The sequence below is a fragment of the Pseudomonas sp. CYM-20-01 genome, from assembly GCF_023169845.1.
Taxonomy (GTDB): Bacteria; Pseudomonadota; Gammaproteobacteria; order Pseudomonadales; family Pseudomonadaceae; genus Aquipseudomonas; species Aquipseudomonas azotoformans.
Genome location: NZ_AP025169.1, coordinates 4878118 through 4898458, shown reverse-complemented (window position 1 = coordinate 4898458; position 20341 = coordinate 4878118). Strand labels below are relative to the sequence as shown.

The window sequence follows — 20341 nt, the reverse complement described above, 5'->3', positions numbered from 1 at the left end:
TACCCGGGTTGTACAGGCCCGGGATGATACCAGCTAAAAATCGGCCGCCGTGCGCCGTGCCGCTGTCCGCCCCAAAAAACCGGTGATCAGATCCAGCACCTGTTGCTGAATCACCGCCCTTGGCCGAGCCCCCTCGCCATCGCGGCAAATCATGCCATCGCCCGGCGAGTCTTCTTCGATCAACGCCATGCCACCCGGCTTGCAGATCGACATGAAGCTGAAGTGCGTGGCATCGAGGATTTCCACGTACTGGGTCGAGGCTTTGGGCATGCGCCTGACCATGTCGGCGGACTCCAGGTTGGGGTCCATATCTTCCGTTGGCACGCCCCCCGCAATCACCAGCGCCGGCACCGGCAGTGCGGCCAGGCTGGCGTCGGTGAAGCCGCGCGACAGGCCCAGGTCCAGGGTCACCACGGCGCCGACGCGTGGGTCGCGCAGGTCAGCGGCCAGTTGGGCCTTCGCCGCCGGGGTCGCGGCGGGCTTGATCTGCTGGTAGCCGATGCAGCCGCCCAATTTGGGATGAGTATTGCAATCGCGGGCGAAGAGGTCCGGGTCGAAACGCGCGCCGGCGATTTCCATGGCGGTCCAGCCACCGATGGAGTGGCCGACCACGGCGATCCGGTTGTTTGCCACGGTGCCGAACTGCGTCGGCTGGGCGATCACCGCATCGATGGCCCGGCTCAGGTCTTTGGGCCGTTGCCACAACTGCGCAGCGGCCTGGGGGCTGCGATCCTTGCTGGTGGTGCCGGGATGGTTGACCGCCGCCACGATATACCCCTGATTTGCCAGGGCGCTGGCCAGCCACACCTGGTTGCCCCAGTTGCCGCCGTAGCCGTGGGAAAGCACCACCAACGGATGTTCGCCGCTCGCTGCCGGCGCATCGGGCACTGCCAAGGCACCGAAAAACACGGCGTCATCGCGGATCAACTCAGGCGTCGCGGCGGTGGCGGCGGGGTACCAGACGACCATTTGCAGCGGGCGTTGTGCATCAGGGACGTTGATGTTCTTGAAGCCGATGGGCTTGGTATCGGCGAATGCAGGCATCGCCAAGCCAATCAACAGCAGCGCGGTGAGGGTGGTTTTCACGGTTTCATCGTCCTTGATGTGAGGGCGGCATCATGCCTTGGAACAGGGGTTTTTAATAGAGGGGAGGCGGGACTAGGAAGTTGCTGACAAAGTCCTACTTGTAAGTATTACAGATAAGGGCTTCATGTTTTTAGGAAGCGGGTGCCTTACTTGAATTGAAAAATCGTGCAAGGGTAGTGGTGTGATTCCTACTGCTGGAATGATTGGAACCTCAGGTGCTCACTTATGAACTAGGGTGAAGATTATGAAGAGCTCGAAAAGCATTAGTAAAGTTTGGCTTGTTGTGTGTGTTGTGTTGGCGGTTTTTACAAAGGATGTGGTGTTGGCGGCGGAGGGCGTTTTTACTAAAACGGTGGCGCCAACTCCCGTATTGGTTTTGTCTAATTCTAATACTGTGCCAAGTCGTGAATTCGCAAACTTTAGTGTGCTGGCTGCGGATATTCCATCAGGAACACTCCAGTATCCCAAGCAGATATCAGAAGTTCGGTGGAGTACAACATACTATCCTGGGACACTCAGTGAGAAGGTTGAGCTGTGTTACTTTCGCTCCTTCAGTGCCGAAAAAGATTGTCGTGATATCTTTCCGAGTTCTTCGGGTGTGCTGATGGATTTTAATAGCCAGCCCTTCGGTCATGGTTCAAAAGTTACGATTTTTCATACGGTATTGGGTGGCGCTCCACCTTACGCTCGTCCTGCCGGCGTTGATGCTGTGACAATTAAATATAGCTATTAGTGTGTGGTGTGATGCCCGCAGCGAATTTGGCTGCGGGTATTTGGATAGGCAAGAAACTTTTACATGACCATTCACATGCCCTACGCAAGGTGAATACTAATGATCACTATCAGCCCTAATACCTCCTCGTCTAACAGTCGCGTGACGAATGAATCCGGCGGCATTGTTATTCCGTCAACAGTCTCGCCTGACAACGCCCAGGCTGATGCCCCCCTCTCTACACGTAATGCCGGCACCACCACCGTCTCAATCCTGGCGCGTCAACTGAGTGATGCGGCACAGCGGGCGGAGACACCCGTTGGCCAAAAGAACGCCGACTCCCTAGAACCCATCACCGACGAACAGTATTTCGCCAACAAGGCACAACACGACGCAGAGACTCCAACGGCCAATGACCCAGAACTCCTGGCCCGTGCGCGACAAGCGACCGGTTTCCTCAGCGGTCATGACAGCAACCCCTTCAAGGGACTAGGGCGAGATCAACTCAACCTGATCGCCCGCGACAACGGCGGCGCCTTCACGGTTAACGAGCGAAGGGTGGCGTGGGAAACTGTCCAGTCGATGGCGCCTTCAGGCGCTTCTAATCCCACGCTGGTCCCCATTAACGGTCGTGAGATCTTCATTTCGCGCATGTTTCACAATGACGAACCACCCGTTGCCCTTCCACCCGCGACCTTTGAAAACGGCACTCAAAATCGCAACGACTTTCTCACCCTCGATGACCGTGCCTTGATCTCGGATATGTACGCTTATGCACATTCAGAAGGTGCGGATCTACGTCACGTCGACCGATTGGTTTATGCACTCGCTGACTATCGTTATTTCAGCGACGGTCGCCAACTCATTAGCAATAATGGCTATTACGTCGATGAGTATTGGACGACGTTCGATTTCAAGCCGGAGGACGCCGCCATCGCTTCACGGATACTGTCCAGTTCAGCGCTCGGCAACAGCCGTGTTGACCAGGGTTTTGTGAAGCACATCCTGGATCCGGGCATCGGGGTGTACTCCCACTTTGGCGGCATACCGTTCCTGGAGCGTATGGTGAAAAAATTCTCCAGTGAAGGTGCGGATCAACCCCCCCTCGGCAGTGAGTACGCCACCTTCAACTACGCCAAGGCGGCGGACCATATCGTCACCACCACGCACAAGGACATAAAACTTCCCCCCTCCGAGGCCCTCTTCGAAGTCGTCAACGGGGTATGGAACCTCACCGAATACGGCAAGGCCACCGGCTATGTACTGGATGCGGCTAACCGGCGTGTCTATAAGCCAGAGGAACCACGCAGCGTTTCAACTCACCCGGTTTCAAACGTGAACGGGCCTGACGGTGATGCTTCCAACAACACCTTTCTGGATGCCCTCGCCGACACCCGCAACCCGCCCCAGTCGCGCTGGGTCTGGCCCGGCCACCTGTTCAAACTGATGAAAAACTTCAAACCCTGAGGTGCCGGCGCACTGCATTCCATGTCCGTGAGTCAGGCGGATTAATAGAGGCTAGGTGAAGACAAATGGTCACTATCAGTCCTTATACGCCATCGTCCAACAGTCGCGTGACAAGCGATTCCGTCAGCGGTGCTACTCCGTCCGCTATCTCGCTTGATGGCGGTGAACGTGATGCGCCCATTGCTTCAAGTAATAACGGCACCACGACCGTCTCAATCCTGGCGCGTCAATTGAGTGATGCGGCACAGCGTGCGGAGGCGCCCACGGGCCAAAAGAACGCCAACCCCCTCGAACCCATCACCGACGAACAGTATTTCGCCAACAAGGCACAACACGACGCAGAGCTTCCAACGGCCAATAACCCGGAACTCCTGGCCCGTGCGCGACAAGCGACCGGTTTCCTCAACGGTCATGACAGCAACCCCTTCAAGGGACTCGGGCGAGATCAACTCAACCTGATCGCCCGCGACAACGGCGGCGCCTTCACGGTCAATGAGCGAAGGGTGGCGTGGCAAACGGCCAAGTCGATGGAGCCTTCAGGCGGTTCTAGTTCGGGGCAGGCTGCCAGTGTCGGCCGTGAGATCATGATTTCGCGCGTGTTTGGCGGTAGAGAACCCCCCGTCGCCCTTCCACCGGCCACTTCAGTGAATGCCCTTCAAAGAGCAAGCGACTTCCTCAACCTCGATGATCGTGCCTTGGTCGCGGATATGTATGCATATCTACAGTCAGAAGGTGCGGATTTAGGCCACGTTGATCTTTTGGTCTGGGCACTCGGCGAGTATCGACGCTCCAGCGACGGTCGCCAATACATAGCCACCAATGGCTTTTACGTAGACGGGTATTGGACGACGTTCAATTACAAGCCAGAGGACGAGGCCATCGCCTCACGCATACTCACCAGTTCAGCACTCAGCAGCACCCGTGTTGACCCTGGCTTTGTGAAACACATCCTGAACCCGGGCATGGGCGCGTTCACCCACATCGGCGGCATACCGTTCCTGGAACGTATGGTGAAAAAATTCTCCGACGAGGGCGCGGATCAACCTCCACTCGGCAGCGAGTACGCCACCTTCAAACACGCCAAAACTGCAGACCATATCGTCACCACCACGCACAAGGACATCAAGCTTCCACCCTCAAAGGCAGTCTCCCAAGTCATCGACGGTGTCTGGAGCCTCACTGAGTACGGCAAGGCCGCCGGTTACGTGCTGGATGCAGCCACCCATCGGGTCTATAAGCCGGAGGACCCGCCAAACGATCCAACTCTCCCGCGTCCAAACGTGAATGGACCTGACGGTGATGTGCCCAACAAAACCTTTCTGGACGCTCTCGATGAGACTCGCGACCCGCCCCAGTCACGCTGGATCTGGCCCGGCCACCTGTTCAAACTGATGAAAAACTTCAAACCCTGAGGTGCTGGCGCACTGCGTAACAAACCATGAATCTTGCTATTGGCCAACACGGCCCCATAACTAGGCGGGTATCCACTGAACGCAAGGGCAGACCATGACCAAACCAACCGAAACCGCCATCCTCGCCGGCGGTTGCTTCTGGGGCATGCAGGACCTGTTGCGCCGCTACCCCGGCGTGCTGCACACCCGCGTCGGCTACACCGGCGGCGACGTGCCGAATGCCACCTACCGCAACCATGGCAACCATGCCGAAGCGATTGAAATCGTGTTCGACCCGGCGGTGATCAGCTACCGGCAGATTCTGGAGTTCTTTTTCCAGATCCATGACCCGAGCACGCCTAACCGGCAGGGCAATGACCTGGGGCCGAGTTATCGCTCGGCGATTTATTACCTGAACGAGCAGCAGCGCGCTGTGGCCGAGGACACGGCGGCGGACGTGGATGCATCGAAATTGTGGCCAGGCCGTGTGGTGACCGAGATTGAGCCGGCGGGGCCGTTTTGGGAGGCGGAGCCGGAGCATCAGGATTATCTGGAGCGGATTCCCAATGGCTATACCTGCCACTTTATTCGGCCGAATTGGAAGCTACCCAAGCGTGGCTGAAAGCACGCAAGGCCTTTAGGTAAAACTGGCGATAAGTACCCTGTGGCGAGCGGGCTTGCCCCGCGTTGGGCTGCGAAGCAGCCCCAAAACATAGCCCCGGAGCTGTCTGGCACACTGCAGTGCTCTTATTGGGGCTGCTGCGCAACCCAACGCGGGGCAAGCCCGCTCGCCACAGTTGCAGTGTTCGCCCTTATGGGGCGGTATCAGCCGGAGATGGCCGGTTTCTCAAAGACCTTGATCAGCTTCGCGCTCCATCAGCTTATCCACCAACAAAACCCCCAACTCACTCAACTGGTGAATGGCCAGCGCCACATCCCGCTGTTTCCCCGTCAACGCCTCCGACAGGTCGAGCAGCAAGGCGCTCACCGAGGAAAAGGTTTCGTAGCTGTTGACGATCAAGGTCTCGTTGCTGGCGTCGTTGGCGATGCTGAACAGCGTTGTCGATGGCGGTGGAGGTGGCTCTGGCGGTTCGGCGCCGGTGTTGAGGTAGTGATCAATTGCACGGTGCGCCGCCTGATTCAGTTTCAGGTCCAGACTGTTTGGAGGGTTGGGTGTGACTTTGAACATGTGTGTTGTACCTGTTTTAGGGCCACCACCTTTTCGCTACTAAACGAGAGGGTGGCAGCTGTACGCAGGTTAGTAGACCGGGGAAACACACAAAGCCGGCGCGCCCGAGGGCGCCCTGCGCACAGCCACCATCAAGCACAGACAAGAACATCTGATCGATGAGGCTCATGCACTTTATGTTGTCACTCGGGCTACTAAACCCGATCACTGAGTGTTCAGCGACCGAGCCACGTTAGAGACACCCACCCAAGCGCACAAGCCGGCGGATTCTGACGCAAGCGTAGGCAACCGGGCAAGGCTCGCGCCTTTCGTCCCGGCAGGATTAGGACTTGTCGTACGCCATGTACGCGTTCTGCAACACGATATGGTCCGCCACGTACTTCGCATCGTGCCAAACCCCATAGATAAACGACGATGCGCGGTTGACCAGGTTCGGCAAACCGAGGAAGTAAATCCCGCTTTGCGCCGAGATCCCGCGCTTGTGGAACGGTTCGCCTTTTTCGTCGAACGCGTCCACCTTCAACCAGCTGAAATCGAAAGTGAAGCCAGTGGCCCAAAGGATCGTGGTCACGCCCGCTTCAGCCAGGTCCAGGTTCAACATCGGATTCACCAAACACTCTGGATCGGGCAACAATTCCCAGGCCTGTGGCTCCGGCGGAAACGGCAAGCCATTGGCCTCGATATACGCATCCGCATCGCGCAGCACATCGAAGTAAGCGCGGTCACCTTCAGCCACGTTCTCGGCCAACCCCGGTTGAAACGTCATGACGCCCTCCACCCAGTCCTGGGTGACGCCCACCAACCGAATCCCCTGGTGGGCCAGTCGGCGAAAGTCCACCGTCTTGCCGCCTTCATAGCCACTCACCGCAAACGCCACGTGTTTTTTCTTCGGCTGGATTTTGACTTCATCCCACAAGCCCAGTGCTCCCAGCCACCAGCAATAGTCACGGCCACGATAGGCGCGGGGCGGGCGGTAGTGTTCGCCCACCGAGAGGTACACGGTCTTGCCGGCCTTTTGCAGTTCTTCGGCGATCTGCGAGCCGGAGGCACCGGCGCCGACTACCAGCACGGCGCCTTCGGGCAGTTGGCCGGGGTTCTTGTAGGCAGAGGAATGCAGTTGGTGCAGCGCTGCGCTGGCGGGGACGATGTTCGGGATTGAGGGGCGCTGGAACGGGCCGGTGGCGGCCACCACGTTGACGGCTTCGATCACACCCGCGGAGGTGGTGACCTTGAAGCCGGGGCGCCCTGCATGGCGTTCCACCGACTGGACTTCCACGCCCGTGCGGACAGGGGCCTGCAACTTATCCGCGTAGGCCTCGAAGTAGTCGGCCATGCGCTCTTTCGGCGGGAAGGCTTCCGGCGAAATGCCTTCGAAGGTGAGACCGGGAAAGCGGTCATGCCAGGCCGGACCGTTGGCGACCAGTGAGTCCCAGCGTTCCGAGCGCCAGCGTTCGGCGATGCGGTGGCGTTCCAGCACAAGGTGGGGCACGCCCATCAGGGACAGGTGCTCGCTCATGGCGACGCCGGCCTGGCCTGCGCCGACGACCAGGGTGTTGATTTTTTCGACGGACATAGGCGGTTCCTGAACAGTCATTAGGCGGTTTGGCCTAGCAATTCGGCCACAGCCGTGATTGCCAGTTGGTAACCCAGCGCCCCCAACCCGGCGATCACACCGGTGGCGGCCCTGGACACGTAGGAGTGGTGCCGGAAGCTTTCACGCTGCCAGATATTGCTCATGTGCGCTTCGATGATCGGGCCGTCGAACGCCAGCAGCGCATCGAGGATCGGCACCGAGCTGTAGCTGAGCCCGGCGGCATTGATCACGATGGCGTCGGCCTGCAGGCGTGCTTCCTGAATCCAGTCCACCAGCACGCCTTCATGGTTGCTCTGGCGAAAGTCCAGCCTCAGGCCCAGCGCGGCGGCGTGGCGTTGGCAGCGGGCGTCGATGCTGGCGAAGCTTTCGCTGCCATAGGTGCCGTTTTTATCCAGCCCATACAGGTTGGCGTTGGGCCCGTTGAGGAAAAACACACGATGGGTCATGGGGCACTCCAGGCAATCAGCGTGTTCATACGGCCCAATCGTCCGGCACCACGGCGATCACATCGATCTCCATCAACCACTCCGGCTGGCCCAGCCCGGAGATGACCAAGCCGGTGGAAATCGGGAACACACCTTTGAGCCACTTGCCCACCTCCTGGTACACCGGCTCGCGGTAGCGCGGGTCGATCAGATAGGTGGTGGTCTTCACGATATGCGACAAATCCGAACCTGCTTCTTCCAGCAGTTGCTTGACGTTCTTCATCGCCTGCTCGGCCTGGGCGCGCGGGTCGCCGAGGCCGACCAGGTTGCCGTCGAAATCGGTGCCGATCTGGCCGCGCACGTAAATGGTGTTGCCGGCGCGCACGGCCTGGCACAGGTCGTTGTCCAGCGCCTGGTTGGGGTAGGTCTGTCGGGTATTGAACATGCGAATACGGGTGTGGGTCGGCATAACGGCAGCTCGTGGGAAGCGGGATAGATCCAGCTTCACACCGCCCCGGTTGCGGCGAAACCAGCATTTGCGCGGGGTAGTGCTTAGGAAAAACCGAAGCCCATGCAGGTCATCGGTTTGCGCCTGACCCGGCACGAACCCTGCAACACCACCTGCACAGTCATTGTTGAGGGGCAGGCGTCATGCTCAGTCGTATTACTCAGCGTCAACTGGAGTATTTCGTCGCGTCGGGAGAGGCGGGCAGCATCAGTGCGGCCGCCGAGCGCATCCATGTGTCGTCACCGTCGATCTCGGCGGCGATCACGCATATGGAGGCGGAGCTGGGCATCCAGCTGTTTATTCGCCATCACGCCCAGGGCATTTCCCTCACGGCGGTGGGGCGCCTGGTGATGCAGGAGGCCAAGTTGATCCTGGAACAGATGACCAACCTCTACACCATCGCCTCGGAGTCCTTGAACACGGTGCGCGGGCCGTTGCGCGTGGGCTGCCTGGAGTCGCTGGCGCCGATGATCACGCCAGAGCTGGTGTTCGGTTTCGGCCGTGCGTTTCCCGGCGTACGGCTGACGCAAGCCGAGGGCAACCATGAAGAGCTGCTGGAAAAACTGCGCAGCGGCGAGCTGGATATCGCCCTGACCTACGACCTGGTGACCAGCCCGGACATCGACTTCCAACCCCTGGCGCAACTGCCGCCCTACGTGATGGTGGGCGAGTACCACCCGCTGGCGAACTCGCCGGCCGTGAGCATGCAGGACCTGGAGGCCTACCCGGTGGTGCTGCTCGACACGCCGTGGAGTCGTGACTATTTCCTCAGCCTGTTCATCCAGGCCGGCACCACGCCGAACATCATCATGCGCTCCACCAACCTTGAAACGGTGCGCGCCATGGTGGGCAATGGCATCGGCTATTCCTTCGCGAATGCGCGGCCCAAATCGAATATGTCCCAGGACGGCAAGCGCGTCATCCGCCTGCGCCTGGCGGGTGCGCACCGGCCGATGCGCCTGGGCTACGCCACGGCCAGCAACACCCAGTTGTCGCGGGTGGTGTCGGCGTTTGCCGAGCGGTGCCGCATGTTTGTGTCCGACCAGTACATCCCCGGCATGGCGCCGCCAAGCTTTTTTGATCCGCATGCGGTGCGGGTGTTGAGCGGTGTGAGCTGAGGTTGCACCAATAAGTGGCGTGCGCAATACGGCCGATTCAAGCCTGCACCAATGGTGGGAGGGGGCTCCCTCCCACATTGGATTTTGGTTGCTTTCAGACTGCATAGGTTCTGCCTACCCAGTGCCCCGGCTTTTACGAATTGACCCCAACCGCCTCCCGCCACGACTCTGAACCCATCGATGTAGATCAACTTCTCAGGGCACAGCGACGATGACATTCGACTGGAATTACATGTTTGGTTTGCTGGGCGATGCCGAGTTCTGGCGCGCGACGTGGACGGTCATCAAGCTCAGTACCCTGACCTGGGTGTTGAGCATTGGCCTGGGCTTTCTGCTGGCGCTGGCCAAGCAATCCCGACATGGTCTGCTCAGCGTGCCGGCTCGCGGCTATATCTGGCTGTTCCGCAGCCTGCCGTTGCTGGTGCTGCTGATCTTTATCTACAACCTGCCGCAAGCGTTGCCGGGCACCTCGGCGGTGCTGGCCGACCCGTTCTGGTCCGGCCTGTTGGCGCTGGTGATCTGCGAAACCGCCTATGTGGCCGAGATCCATCGCGGTGGCCTGCTGTCGATTCCCAAGGGCCAGGGCGAGGCGGCGCGGGCGCTTGGCCTGAAGTTCTTCGGCACCCAGTGGCGCGTAGTGATTCCCCAGGCGCTGCGGGTGGCCTTGCCGTCGCTGGCCAACGAGTACATCTCTATCGTCAAGCTCACCTCGTTGGTGTCGGTGATCTCCCTGACCGAGATCCTGATGGTCGGCCAGCGCCTGTATTCGCAGAACTTCCTGGTGATCGAAACCATGGCGGCGGTGGCGTTCTTCTACGTGTTTATCGTCACGGTGTTCGACTTCCTGCTCAAACGCCTGGAGCGCTTTCTCGACGTCAACCAGCGCAACGTGTCCCGCATGCCCGATGCGGCGGTGTTGGCCCTGGCGACCCAACAGCGCACCGCCTTGGCGCGCCCGGCCAATAATGGCGAGTCGGCGTTGCAGGCCACGCGCTTGCACAAGGCCTACAACGATATCGAGGTGTTGGGCTCGGTGAATCTGCAGATCCAGCCCGGTGAAGTGGTGTCGGTGATCGGCCCGTCGGGCTCCGGCAAGACCACACTGATTCGCCTGCTCAACGGCCTGGAGCAACTGGATAACGGCGAGATCAGGATCAACGGCCAGCCCTTCATTCACTTGAACAAAGTCGGCGCGCAGAAACCCCAGTACGTCGAACACGCCGAACATCGCCTGCACATCGGCATGGTGTTCCAGAGCTTCAACCTGTTCCCGCACTTGAGCGTGCTCGACAACTTGCTGATGGCGCCCAAATACCACCGCCTGGGCGCGACCGCCGAGCTCAAGCAACAGGCCTACGCGCTGCTGCACAAGGTCGGCATGCTCGACCACGCCTGGAAGTACCCGCACCAGCTTTCCGGCGGCCAACAGCAACGCGTGGCCATCGCCCGCGCGCTGATGATGCGCCCGCAGATCATGCTGTTCGACGAGCCCACCTCGGCGCTGGACCCGGAGAAGGTCAACGAGGTGCTGCAGGTGATCGAAGCCCTGGCCGAGGAGGGCATCACCATGGTCATCGTCACCCACGAGATGAACTTCGCCTTCAAGGTCTCCGACCGCATCGTGTTCATGGAGAAGGGCCGCGTGGTCTGCGACGACACGCCGGGCGCCCTGCGCAGCGGCCACAACCCACGCGTGGAGGCGTTCCTCAAGGACGTCTCGCTGGCGTGATCTGTTTAACGTTCAGGAAACACTAAAATGATCGAGCAATCGCAAGTCGAACAATTCCAGCGCGACGGCTTCCTGGTGGTAGAAGGCGTGCTGTCACTGGATGAAGTGGCCGCGCTGCAGCATGACTTCGACCAATGGGTGGAAGAAAGCCGCAGTCATGACCGGAGCTGGGGCGCCACCGTCGATGGCCGCGAGCGCTTTGACCTGGAGGGTGACCACCGCGCCGACCAGCCGTCGCTGCGCCGGGTCAGCTCGCCCACGGAGATTTCGCCGGCGTATGAGCGCGTGGCGTTGCACTCGCGCATGGCGGCGATTTCCGCGCAACTGATCGGCGCCCAGGGCACGCGTTTTCACCACAGCAAGATCAACTCCAAACTGCCCCACACCGCGACCCAGGTGAAGTGGCACCAGGACTTCCTGTTCACGCCCCACAGCAACGACGACATCGTCACCGCCTTGCTGATGGTCAGCGAAGTGACGCCGCAGAACGGCCCGCTGAACGTGATCCCCGGCAGCCACAAAGGCCCGCTGTGGTCGCACTGGCAGAACCAGCGTTTCACCGGCTCGGTGGACGACAGCGTGGTCGCGCAACACTGCCAGCAGCCGGTGGCCTGTTACGGCCCGGCCGGCTCGGTGTGCTTCATGCACACCCGGCTGCTGCATGCTTCCAGCCCTAACGAGACCGAACTGCCGCGCACGCTGTTCATCAGTGTCTATGCCGCTGAAGACGCGCTGCCCTTCGGCGAAAACCCGTTGCCCAGCGCACATGCCGGCCTGCTGGTGGCCGGTGAAGAAAGTGGCCTGGTGCGTTCCACCGACAACCACATGCGCTTGCCGCAGAAACCCCGTGGCGCGTCGTTCTTCGTTCAACAGGCGGGACAAGATTCAGCCACTGCCTAACCCCCCCAAACCCTTGCAGGTAATCACCATGACAGCGTTTCGTAAAAGTGTTCGTCCCCTTGCCGTGTGCCTGCTGGGCGCAGCGGTTGCACTGACCTCGCTGGCCGCTTCGGCGTTCCAGCAGGACGGCAAGATCATCGCCGGTTCCGATGTGACGTTCTTCCCGTATGAGTACATGGATAACAACAAGCCGGCAGGCTTTGATATCGAATTCATGGACGGCCTGGGCAAGGTCATGGGCCGCAAGGTCGAGACCCTCGATACGCGCTTTCCCAACCTGATCACCGGCCTGCAAGCCGGGCGTTTCGACGTGACCAATTCGTCGATGTACATCACCGCCGAGCGGGTCAAAGTCATCGACATGATCCCTTACCTCAAGAGCGGCGAGTCGATCCTGACCCTCAAGGACAGCAGCTTCCAGCCCAAGACCCCGGAGGAGTTCTGCGGCCACAAGATCGGCTCCATGGGCGCCACCTCGTGGCTGGCGCAGATGAACAAGCTGTCCACCGAATACTGCGTGGCCAAGGGCCTGAAGCCGATCCAGATCAGCGAATACAGCACCGACCCGCAAACCACCCAGGCGCTGCTGGCCCACGCGGTTGAAGCACAGATCACCGACGCCGCCGTGGCCCGGGGCGTGATCGACAAGCTCGGCAGCCGCGTGGTGATCTCGTCCGACACCTTGATCTACCCGGTGCTCAACGGCTTCGGTGTGAAGAAAGGCAATGACACGGTGAAAAAAGCCCTGCTCGACGGCCTGGACAAATACCGCGCCACGCCGGAGTACGCCGCCCTGCTCAAGAAGTACAACTTCCAGGCGCCGACCGATGCCGACATTGCCGCATTGATGCCGAAGTAAACCTACACGCGCGTGCCGCATTCGCCTGCGGCCGCGCCCTGCGGAGTCCGATCCATGGCGTTATCCCACGAAGAACAGACGCGCATCGACCTGGCGGCGACCTTTCGCATCATCGCCCACCTGGGCATGCATGAGGCGGTGGCCAACCACTTCAGCGCCGCCGTCTCGGCCGATGGCAAACAGTTTTTGCTCAACCCGAAGTGGAAGCACTTTTCACGTATCCGCGCGAGCGATCTGCTGCTGCTGAACGCAGACGACACCGCCTGTGCCGATCATCCCAACGTGGATGCCACGGCGTGGTCGATCCACGGGCAGATCCACCGGCTGCTGCCGCAAACCCGTGCGGTGCTGCACCTGCACCCGGTGTACACCACGGCGGTGGCGTGCCTGGCCAGGCCGCACATCCCGCCGATCGACCAGAACACTGCGCGCTACTTCAACCGCGTTGCCGTGGACGAGCTGTACGGCGGCATGGCCGACACCGAGGCCGAAGGCGCGCGCCTGGCCGGGCTGCTCGACGGCAAGACGCGCTTGTTGATGGGCAACCACGGCGTGATGGTCACGGCTGGCTCCATCGGTGAAGCCTTCGACGATATCTGGACCCTGGAACGTTCCTGCCAGATCCTCGTCACGGCCTGGTCCACCGGGCAGCCGTTGCGAGTGCTGTCCGATGACGTGGCGGAAAAAACCGCGCGCGGCTGGGAAGGCATCGCCGACTTTTCGCGCCAGCATTTCGAAGAAATGAAGCAGTTGATGATCGCCGCGGACCCTTCCGTGCTCGACTGAGGACACCCCATGACGTTTTCCGTTGTCGCCCGCTGCGCCGAGACGGGCCAGTTGGGCATTGCGATCAGCTCATCGAGCATTGCCGTGGGTGCGCGTTGCCCCTGGCTGCGCCCCGGTGTGGGCGCGGTGGCGTCGCAGAACATCACCTTGCCGAGCCTGGGGCCACAGGTGCTGGATTTACTGGAGCAGGGCCTGGCGCCGAGTGAAGCGCTGGCGATGTTGGCCGGTCAGGATCACAGCGAGTATCGCCAGGTCAGCGTGATTGATCACCTGGGCCGCACCGCGCATTTCAGCGGTGCGCAGACCCTGGGCATTCACCACGCAGTGAGCGGTGAGGGCTGCGTGGCGGCAGGCAACATGTTGGCCAACGCTGAGGTGATCGAGGCCATGGTGGCGGCGTTCGAAGCGGCCCCGGGGCACCTGGCCGACCGGCTGCTGGCCGCGATGCACGCCGGTGTGGCGGGCGGTGGCGAAGCCGGGCCGGTGCATTCGGCGGCGCTGGTGATCGTCGATGACCTGCTGTGGCCGGTGGTCAATCTGCGCGTGGATTGGGCCGATACGGGCCCGATAAGCGCCCTCGACCAACTCTGGCAAGCCTATCGCGGGCAACTGCGGGATTACATCGACCGCGCCCTCAACCCGCAGATCGCACCGGGTTATGCGGTGCCGGGAGATGACCGATGAACAGCCGCGACCTGCTGGCGCAACTGGTACGTTTCGACACCACCAGCCGCGAATCCAACCTGGCCTTGATCGACTTCGTGCGCACTTACCTGCAAGACCACGGCGTGGCCTGTGAACTGGTTTACAACCCACACAAGAGCAAGGCCAATTTGCTTGCGACCATCGGCCCGGCGCAGGTGCCCGGCATCGTGCTGTCCGGGCATACCGATGTGGTGCCGGTGGACGGGCAGCGGTGGAGCGTGGCGCCGTTCGAGCTGACGGAACAGGACGGCAAGTTGTACGGGCGTGGCACGGCGGACATGAAGGGCTACATCGCTTGTGTGCTGGCATGCGTGCCGGCGTTGGTGCAGGCGCCGTTGCGCATGCCGGTGCATATCGCGCTGTCCTACGATGAGGAAGTCGGCTGCCTGGGCGTGCGCTCGCTGATCGAGCGGTTCCACGGGCAGCCGGTCAAGCCGCTGCTGTGTGTGATTGGCGAACCCACCGAACTCAAACCGGTGCTGGGCCATAAAGGCAAGCTGGCGATGCGCTGCCAGGTGCATGGCGCGGCGTGCCATTCGGCGTACGCGCCGGCGGGCGTGAACGCGATTGAATACGCGGCGCGGCTGGTCAGCGAGCTGGTGCGGCTCGGCGAAACGCTCAAGGCGCCAGAGCATCTGGATGCGCGTTTCGACCCGGCGTTTTCTACGGTGCAGACCGGTTTGATCAGCGGCGGCAAAGCACTGAATATCGTGCCGCAGGAGTGCAGTTTCGACTTTGAAGTGCGCTCGCTGCCGGCCCAGGATCCCTGGCAGGTGGTGCAGCAACTGCGCGACTACGCTGAACAATCCTTGTTGCCGGCGATGCGGGCAGTGAGTGCGCAATCGGCGATCAGCCTCAGCGAGTTGTCCAGTTATCCGGGGCTGGCCACGTCGCCAGAAAGCCAGGCCGCAGAGTGGGTGGCGCAGTTCTGTGGCTCGCCGGATTTTGGCACGGTGGCCTTTGGTACCGAAGGCGGGTTGTTCGACCAGGCCGGTATTCCCACGGTGGTTTGCGGGCCGGGGAGTATGGCGCAGGGGCATAAGCCGGATGAGTTCATCAGCCTGGAGCAGTTGCAGGCCTGTGACCGGATGTTGGCGCGGGTGCTGAAGTTTGTGAGCGTGTAGGTTACCTGTGGGAGGGGGCTTGCCCCCGATGGCGGTGGGTCAACTAACAATGCAGTGACTGGATGTCCGCAATCGGGGGCAAGCCCCCTCCCACATTTGATCTTTGTTGTGCCCTCGAACTGTCAGTGCTTTGCCACACCCACCCGCCACTGCGCGGGCGGCAGGATTCCATTCACCAGGTAATTGCCCACAATCCGCGACTTGTACACACGCGGGTTGTGGTTCGCCAGGGTGCGCGCATTGCGCCACAGCCGGTCCAGCGCCTTGCTGCTGGCAGTGGCGCTGGCGCCCAGGGCATCGAACAAGGCCGTGGTCGCGGCCAGCGTCGCATCCACCACCGGGTTCACCGCCAGGCACACTTCCAGCTCGGCCAATGCAACCTGCGGGTCATCGTCATGCAGTGGCTGGTCGTGGGCAATCACATACTGCGCGGTGTACTCCAGGCGCCGGGCCGCTTGCTGGGCGATGGCTTGCGCGGCGTAGGCCTGGCTCGCGACTTCACCAATCACCTGGAGCAGCTGCACGTCCTGGCTCGCCGTGTCGGCATTGCCGGTGGTGAAGGTGCGGGCGCGCTGGCTGAGTTCTTCGGCACCACTGAGGGCGGCGCGTCGGGCGATACCGGCGAGGGTGCTGAGGTGGTAGAGCTGGAAGAACGACTGCCCGTGACCAAAGCGCTGTTGGGTGGGGCGCGCGTCGTTGTCCACCACCGGTGCGTTGTCGAAAATGCACGTGCCGCTGGCGGTGAGGCGTTGGCCGAAGCCGTTCCAGTCGTCGACGATCTTTACCCCTGGGGCTTTCAGGTCGACGACAACCGTATACACGGTGCCGTTTTCACCGGTTGCAATGGTATTGATCAGGTCGCTGTAGAGCGCGCCGGTGGTGTAGAACTTCTTGCCGCTGATGCGCAATGCGCCGGCGGCATCGCGGTGCAGGCGGGTGTCGAAGTCGCCACGGGCTCCGTTGCCGACTTCGGTGCTGCCGGGGGAGAGCAGGGCGCCTTGGCCGAGGCGGTCCAGCCACTTGGCGCGCCAGTCGAGGTCCTTGGCGCTGAGTACGTCTTCGCAAAAACCAAAGTGGCCGCGCAGGGCCTGGGTGATGTTGGAGTCGGCGGCGGACAGTTCAGTGAGCAGCGTGAGCAGCTCGACCAGGCTCGCATCCTGGCCGCCATAACTGGCCGGCAGGCGCCAGCGTGGCAAACCCAGGGCATTCAGTTGCTGGATCACCGTGGCGAGGCTGGCGCGTGTCTGATCCGCCTCGGCGGCCTGCGCGAGAATCTGCGCAAACAGTGGGCGAAACGGCGCGGCCAATTGTTCGTAGCGGGCAGTGGGCGGAGCGCCCCAGATATTCAAAGCGGGAATCGACATGCAATGGACCTTGCTGAAAGTAGTTCAGGTGCTGGGGTCCAGTGGTCTGGTGACGTCACCCTAACCCAGGGGCGGCGAAGGTTTTAATACGAAAAGCAACTAGCGACCTGTGGGACGGTTCTATCGATAGTGCCCAACAGTATTAAACCCCGCGCTTTTATTGCGTTAGCTTCTACCTCAAGCGACCAGACTGCATGCCCACAGATGGTTAAACCAACCCTCTAACCCTGTGGGATTTTTCATGATCAACCGTCGAACACTGCTGTCCTTGCTAGGCGTGGCCTCTCTTGCACTCTATGGTCCGTCGGCCAGCGCCGCCGAGCCGTTGACCCTCGTCGTGGGTGACCAATTCTTCTCCAACCGCATCGTGCTGGAGCTGTCGGGCGAGCTGAAGGACTTGCCTTACAAAATCGACTTCAAGCGCTTCAACACCGGCTCCCCGGTGGCCTCGGCCGTGGCCAGCGGCGCGCTGGATGTGGGCATCGTCGGCGACACCCCGGTGATCAGCCTGGCCGCCAACGGCGCACCGGTGAAAGTCGTCGCCAGCACCCAGACCAGCCTTGATGGCGTGGGCATCGTGGCGCGCAAGGGCATTCATTCGGTGGCCGACCTCAAAGGCAAGACCGTTGCCATCTGGAACGGCTCATGGAGCCAGCAACTGGCGTACAAGGCGCTGGATGAAGCGGGTGTGCCGCGCAGCAGCGTCAACTTCAAATACCTGCTGCCGGCCGAGGCCAGCCTGGCGTTGACCCAGGGCGACATCGACGCCTTCGGCACCTGGGAACCCTACGTGTCGTTGCAGGAAAAAGAAGGCAGCACGCTGATCCGCAACGCCAAGGGCCTGATGAGTGCGCCGACCTACATCGTGGCGTACGAGCCGGCCCTGGCGCAGAAAAGCGCGATCATCAAAGACTTCATTGCCCGCCTGACTCGCGCCCGAGTCTGGAGCAACACCCACGTCGATGAATACGCCGAAGCCTGGTCCAAGGCCAACCAGTCGGCGCCGGAAATCGCCAAGGTGTGGTTCAAGCGCGATGCAATCAAGGTGCTGCCGATCTCGCCGACGATTATCAGCGAGGCCCAGGCCACGGCGGATTTTTTGGTGGATGCGCAGATGTTGAAGCAGCGGTATGACGTGGCGCCGTTGTTTGATCGGGTGCTTTAAACACAGGGGAAACAAGCACTCATAGTATCCATCCGATGTTTGTGCGGGTGCTGAACTAGGGTTTTTTATTCCGGCGCTCACCGGAAACAAAAATCCATTGGCATCGACAAGGGGTAGCCTGTAGGCTACAAGTGATACTGTGACTAATTTAATCGGCAGGACGCCGGAGTTTGATACATGGCTCGACGGTATGCGGGATATCTGGGGGAAAACGGCGGTGCTGACCCGCTTGGACCGAGCGGAGGAAAACAATTTTGGGGATTGTGAATCGGTAGGCGACGGCATGAGTGAAATGCGTGTGTTCGTCGGGCCTGGTTACAGGATGTATTTCGTGCGTACGGGGATCACCGCTTACTTGATGCTGTGGGGCAGTGATAAGACTGACCAGAAAAGAGGCATCAAGCGGGCAAAAGAGATTCTCGATGCCCTGAGAGGTAAATGAAATGAGCGAATCGAAATTCAAACCCGAGGACATGCCGATCCTCGATCTGGATACGTCCGGAACCAGCGTCTATGAGGCTTCGCGCTTTCTCGACAGCCCGGAAACCATCAGTGCGTATCTGGCGCAGAGCATGAAGGCTCAAGACCTGCAGGTGCTCATGAAGGCGCTTGCCGAGATTGCCAAGGCCCAAGGTGTGAACAAGGTGGCCGAGGCCGCTGGGGTGAACCGGGAGAGCCTGTATAAAACGTTGAAAGGCGGCTCGAAGACCCGCTATGAAACTATCCAGAAGCTGATGCTGGCCTTGGGCGTCGAGCTGACGGTGCAGCCAATTGCAGGAGCGAGCTTGCTCGCGAAGAAAACCTAGGCAGCGCGTTTACCCAGGGGGGGCGCGTTTTTCGTTGGCGATCTTCGCGAGCAAGCTCGCTTCTACAGTGGGTGGGCGTTTATCGCACCAGGCACGGCTGTTTGTTGTTGAAGCGCCACCCCGGAATCAAGAATTGCATGGCCACGCTGTCATCCCGCGCGCCGAGGCCCATGCCTTTGTAGACTTCGTGGGCCTGGGCCACCGCGTCCATGTCGATCTCCACACCCAGGCCTGGTTTGCTTGGGACCTTCACGTAACCACCTTCGATTTTCAGTGGCGCTTTGGTCAGGCGCTGGCCGTCCTGCCAGATCCAGTGGGTGTCGATGGCGGTAATATCGCCCGGCGCTGCGGCGGCGACCTGGGTGAACATCGCCAGGGAAATATCGAAGTGGTTGTTGGAGTGCGAGCCCCAGGTGAGGCCCCATTCATGGCACATCTGTGCGACGCGCACCGAGCCCTGCATCGTCCAGAAGTGCGGGTCGGCGAGGGGAATGTCCACCGACTGCAACTGGATCGCGTGGCCCATTTCGCGCCAGTCGGTGGCGATCATGTTGGTGGCGGTTTTCAGTCCCGTGGCCCGGCGGAATTCGGCCATGACTTCGCGGCCCGAGTAACCGTTTTCGGCACCGCAGGGGTCTTCGGCATAGGCGAGTACGTGGTGCTGGTCGCGGCACAGGCGGATAGCCTCTTGCAGTGACCAGGCGCCGTTCGGGTCGAGGGTGATGCGTGCGTCCGGGAAGCGTTCGGCCAGGGCGGTGACGGCTTCGATTTCGGCATCGCCGCTCAATACGCCGCCCTTGAGCTTGAAGTCGTTGAAACCGTATTTGGCCTGGGCGGCTTCGGCTAGGCGCACCACGGCGTCGCTGGTCAGGGCTGTTTCATGGCGCAGGCGGAACCAGTCATCGTCGCTGTCGGCTTCGTTGCGGTAGGCGAGGGTGGTTGCGCTGCGGTCGCCGACATAGAACAGGTAGCCGAGCATTTTCACCGCATCGCGCTGCTGTCCTTCACCGAGCAAGGCCGCCACCGGCACTTCGAGAAACTGGCCCAGCAAATCGAGCAGTGCTGCTTCCATGGCGGTGACGGCATGGATAGTAATGCGCAGGTCAAAGGTCTGCAGGCCGCGGCCGGCAGCGTCGCGTGAAGCAAAGGCGCTGCGCATCTGGTTGAGGATGCGCTGGTACTGACCGATAGGCTGGCCGATCACCAGGCTGCGGGCGTCCTCCAGGGTTTCGCGGATGCGCTCGCCGCCGGGCACTTCGCCGACGCCGGTGTTGCCCGAGCTGTCCTTGAGGATCACGATATTGCGCGTGAAGTACGGCCCATGGGCGCCGCTGAGGTTGAGCAACATGCTGTCGTGGCCGGCGACGGGGATGACCTGGAAGTGCGTAACGACGGGAGTATTCATGGCAGGTT

21 protein-coding genes are annotated in these 20341 nt (G+C 61.0%); 14 read left to right on the top strand and 7 right to left on the bottom strand.

All coding sequences use genetic code 11. The annotated features are described in order from the left end of the window. Positions 1 to 33: 33 nt before the first annotated feature. Positions 34 to 1086: an alpha/beta fold hydrolase gene (locus tag M2497_RS22140; protein WP_248483223.1), complete on the bottom strand. Its 1053-nt coding sequence runs from the start codon at positions 1084 to 1086 to the stop codon at positions 34 to 36. Between the two features lie 244 nt (positions 1087 to 1330). Here M2497_RS22140 and M2497_RS22135 point away from each other — a divergent pair, with 244 nt between their 5' ends. From M2497_RS22135 to msrA, 4 genes are all read left to right on the top strand, one after another. Next, positions 1331 to 1819 (top strand): hypothetical protein, encoded by a 489-nt coding sequence (locus M2497_RS22135; protein ID WP_248483220.1) that lies wholly within the window; start codon positions 1331 to 1333, stop codon positions 1817 to 1819. Positions 1820 to 1918: 99 nt separating this feature from the next. Further along, entirely contained in the window at positions 1919 to 3265 is a 1347-nt protein-coding gene (locus M2497_RS22130) for a hypothetical protein (RefSeq protein WP_248483218.1), read from the top strand. Between the two features lie 65 nt (positions 3266 to 3330). Continuing rightward, positions 3331 to 4677, top strand: coding sequence for a hypothetical protein (locus tag M2497_RS22125; RefSeq protein WP_248483216.1), 1347 nt, complete (start codon positions 3331 to 3333; stop codon positions 4675 to 4677). Positions 4678 to 4771: 94 nt separating this feature from the next. Continuing rightward, positions 4772 to 5278 carry a peptide-methionine (S)-S-oxide reductase MsrA gene (gene msrA / locus M2497_RS22120; RefSeq protein ID WP_248483214.1) on the top strand — a complete coding sequence of 169 codons (507 nt, stop codon included), beginning with the start codon at positions 4772 to 4774 and terminating at the stop codon, positions 5276 to 5278. A 225-nt stretch (positions 5279 to 5503) separates the two neighbouring features. Here the strand turns inward: msrA and M2497_RS22115 are convergent, their stop codons facing one another. The 4 genes from M2497_RS22115 to M2497_RS22100 all read right to left on the bottom strand — a co-directional run bounded on the left by M2497_RS22115 (position 5504) and on the right by M2497_RS22100 (position 8333). Further along, the gene (locus M2497_RS22115; RefSeq protein WP_248483212.1) at positions 5504 to 5845 is read right to left on the bottom strand and encodes a DUF6124 family protein; all 342 of its coding nucleotides are present in this window, start codon (positions 5843 to 5845) and stop codon (positions 5504 to 5506) included. Between the two features lie 322 nt (positions 5846 to 6167). After that, a complete protein-coding gene (locus M2497_RS22110; RefSeq protein ID WP_248483210.1) occupies positions 6168 to 7418 on the bottom strand; it encodes an NAD(P)/FAD-dependent oxidoreductase in 1251 nt (416 codons plus the stop codon). Positions 7419 to 7438: 20 nt separating this feature from the next. Next, entirely contained in the window at positions 7439 to 7885 is a 447-nt protein-coding gene (locus tag M2497_RS22105) for a type II 3-dehydroquinate dehydratase (protein ID WP_248483208.1), read from the bottom strand. A 25-nt stretch (positions 7886 to 7910) separates the two neighbouring features. Continuing rightward, positions 7911 to 8333: a RidA family protein gene (locus M2497_RS22100; RefSeq protein WP_248483206.1), complete on the bottom strand. Its 423-nt coding sequence runs from the start codon at positions 8331 to 8333 to the stop codon at positions 7911 to 7913. A gap of 182 nt (positions 8334 to 8515) precedes the next feature. Between M2497_RS22100 and M2497_RS22095 the strand changes: the two genes are divergently transcribed. The 7 genes from M2497_RS22095 to argE all read left to right on the top strand — a co-directional run bounded on the left by M2497_RS22095 (position 8516) and on the right by argE (position 15593). Then, a complete protein-coding gene (locus M2497_RS22095) occupies positions 8516 to 9490 on the top strand; it encodes a LysR family transcriptional regulator (protein ID WP_092250662.1) in 975 nt (324 codons plus the stop codon). A 211-nt stretch (positions 9491 to 9701) separates the two neighbouring features. Next, complete coding sequence (locus M2497_RS22090) at positions 9702 to 11219, top strand: amino acid ABC transporter permease/ATP-binding protein (RefSeq protein WP_248483204.1); 1518 nt, start codon at positions 9702 to 9704, stop codon at positions 11217 to 11219. 27 nt (positions 11220 to 11246) lie between these two features. Further along, positions 11247 to 12119 (top strand): phytanoyl-CoA dioxygenase family protein, encoded by an 873-nt coding sequence (locus M2497_RS22085; protein WP_248483202.1) that lies wholly within the window; start codon positions 11247 to 11249, stop codon positions 12117 to 12119. A gap of 28 nt (positions 12120 to 12147) precedes the next feature. Continuing rightward, positions 12148 to 12978 carry an ABC transporter substrate-binding protein gene (locus tag M2497_RS22080; protein ID WP_248483200.1) on the top strand — a complete coding sequence of 277 codons (831 nt, stop codon included), beginning with the start codon at positions 12148 to 12150 and terminating at the stop codon, positions 12976 to 12978. Positions 12979 to 13032: 54 nt separating this feature from the next. Continuing rightward, positions 13033 to 13764: a class II aldolase and adducin N-terminal domain-containing protein gene (locus tag M2497_RS22075; RefSeq protein WP_248483198.1), complete on the top strand. Its 732-nt coding sequence runs from the start codon at positions 13033 to 13035 to the stop codon at positions 13762 to 13764. A 9-nt stretch (positions 13765 to 13773) separates the two neighbouring features. Continuing rightward, on the top strand, positions 13774 to 14448 hold the full coding sequence (locus M2497_RS22070; protein WP_248483196.1) for a DUF1028 domain-containing protein: 675 nt from the start codon (positions 13774 to 13776) through the stop codon (positions 14446 to 14448). Beyond that, positions 14445 to 15593, top strand: coding sequence for an acetylornithine deacetylase (argE, locus tag M2497_RS22065; RefSeq protein WP_248483194.1), 1149 nt, complete (start codon positions 14445 to 14447; stop codon positions 15591 to 15593). Before M2497_RS22070 ends, argE begins: the two co-directional genes overlap by 4 nt. A gap of 122 nt (positions 15594 to 15715) precedes the next feature. On the opposite strand, the gene M2497_RS22060 is transcribed toward argE, so the two are convergent. Further along, positions 15716 to 16957: an acyl-CoA dehydrogenase family protein gene (locus M2497_RS22060; protein ID WP_248483191.1), complete on the bottom strand. Its 1242-nt coding sequence runs from the start codon at positions 16955 to 16957 to the stop codon at positions 15716 to 15718. A 241-nt stretch (positions 16958 to 17198) separates the two neighbouring features. Here M2497_RS22060 and M2497_RS22055 point away from each other — a divergent pair, with 241 nt between their 5' ends. The 3 genes from M2497_RS22055 (at position 17199) to M2497_RS22045 (ending at position 18928) form a co-directional block, all read left to right on the top strand. Beyond that, entirely contained in the window at positions 17199 to 18122 is a 924-nt protein-coding gene (locus M2497_RS22055; RefSeq protein ID WP_248483189.1) for an ABC transporter substrate-binding protein, read from the top strand. Positions 18123 to 18261: 139 nt separating this feature from the next. After that, a complete protein-coding gene (locus M2497_RS22050; protein WP_248483187.1) occupies positions 18262 to 18564 on the top strand; it encodes a type II toxin-antitoxin system RelE/ParE family toxin in 303 nt (100 codons plus the stop codon). Between the two features lies 1 nt (position 18565). Further along, positions 18566 to 18928, top strand: coding sequence for an addiction module antidote protein (locus M2497_RS22045; RefSeq protein ID WP_058425648.1), 363 nt, complete (start codon positions 18566 to 18568; stop codon positions 18926 to 18928). A gap of 79 nt (positions 18929 to 19007) precedes the next feature. Here the strand turns inward: M2497_RS22045 and gudD are convergent, their stop codons facing one another. Beyond that, a complete protein-coding gene (gudD, locus tag M2497_RS22040; RefSeq protein ID WP_248483185.1) occupies positions 19008 to 20333 on the bottom strand; it encodes a glucarate dehydratase in 1326 nt (441 codons plus the stop codon). Positions 20334 to 20341: the final 8 nt, after the last annotated feature.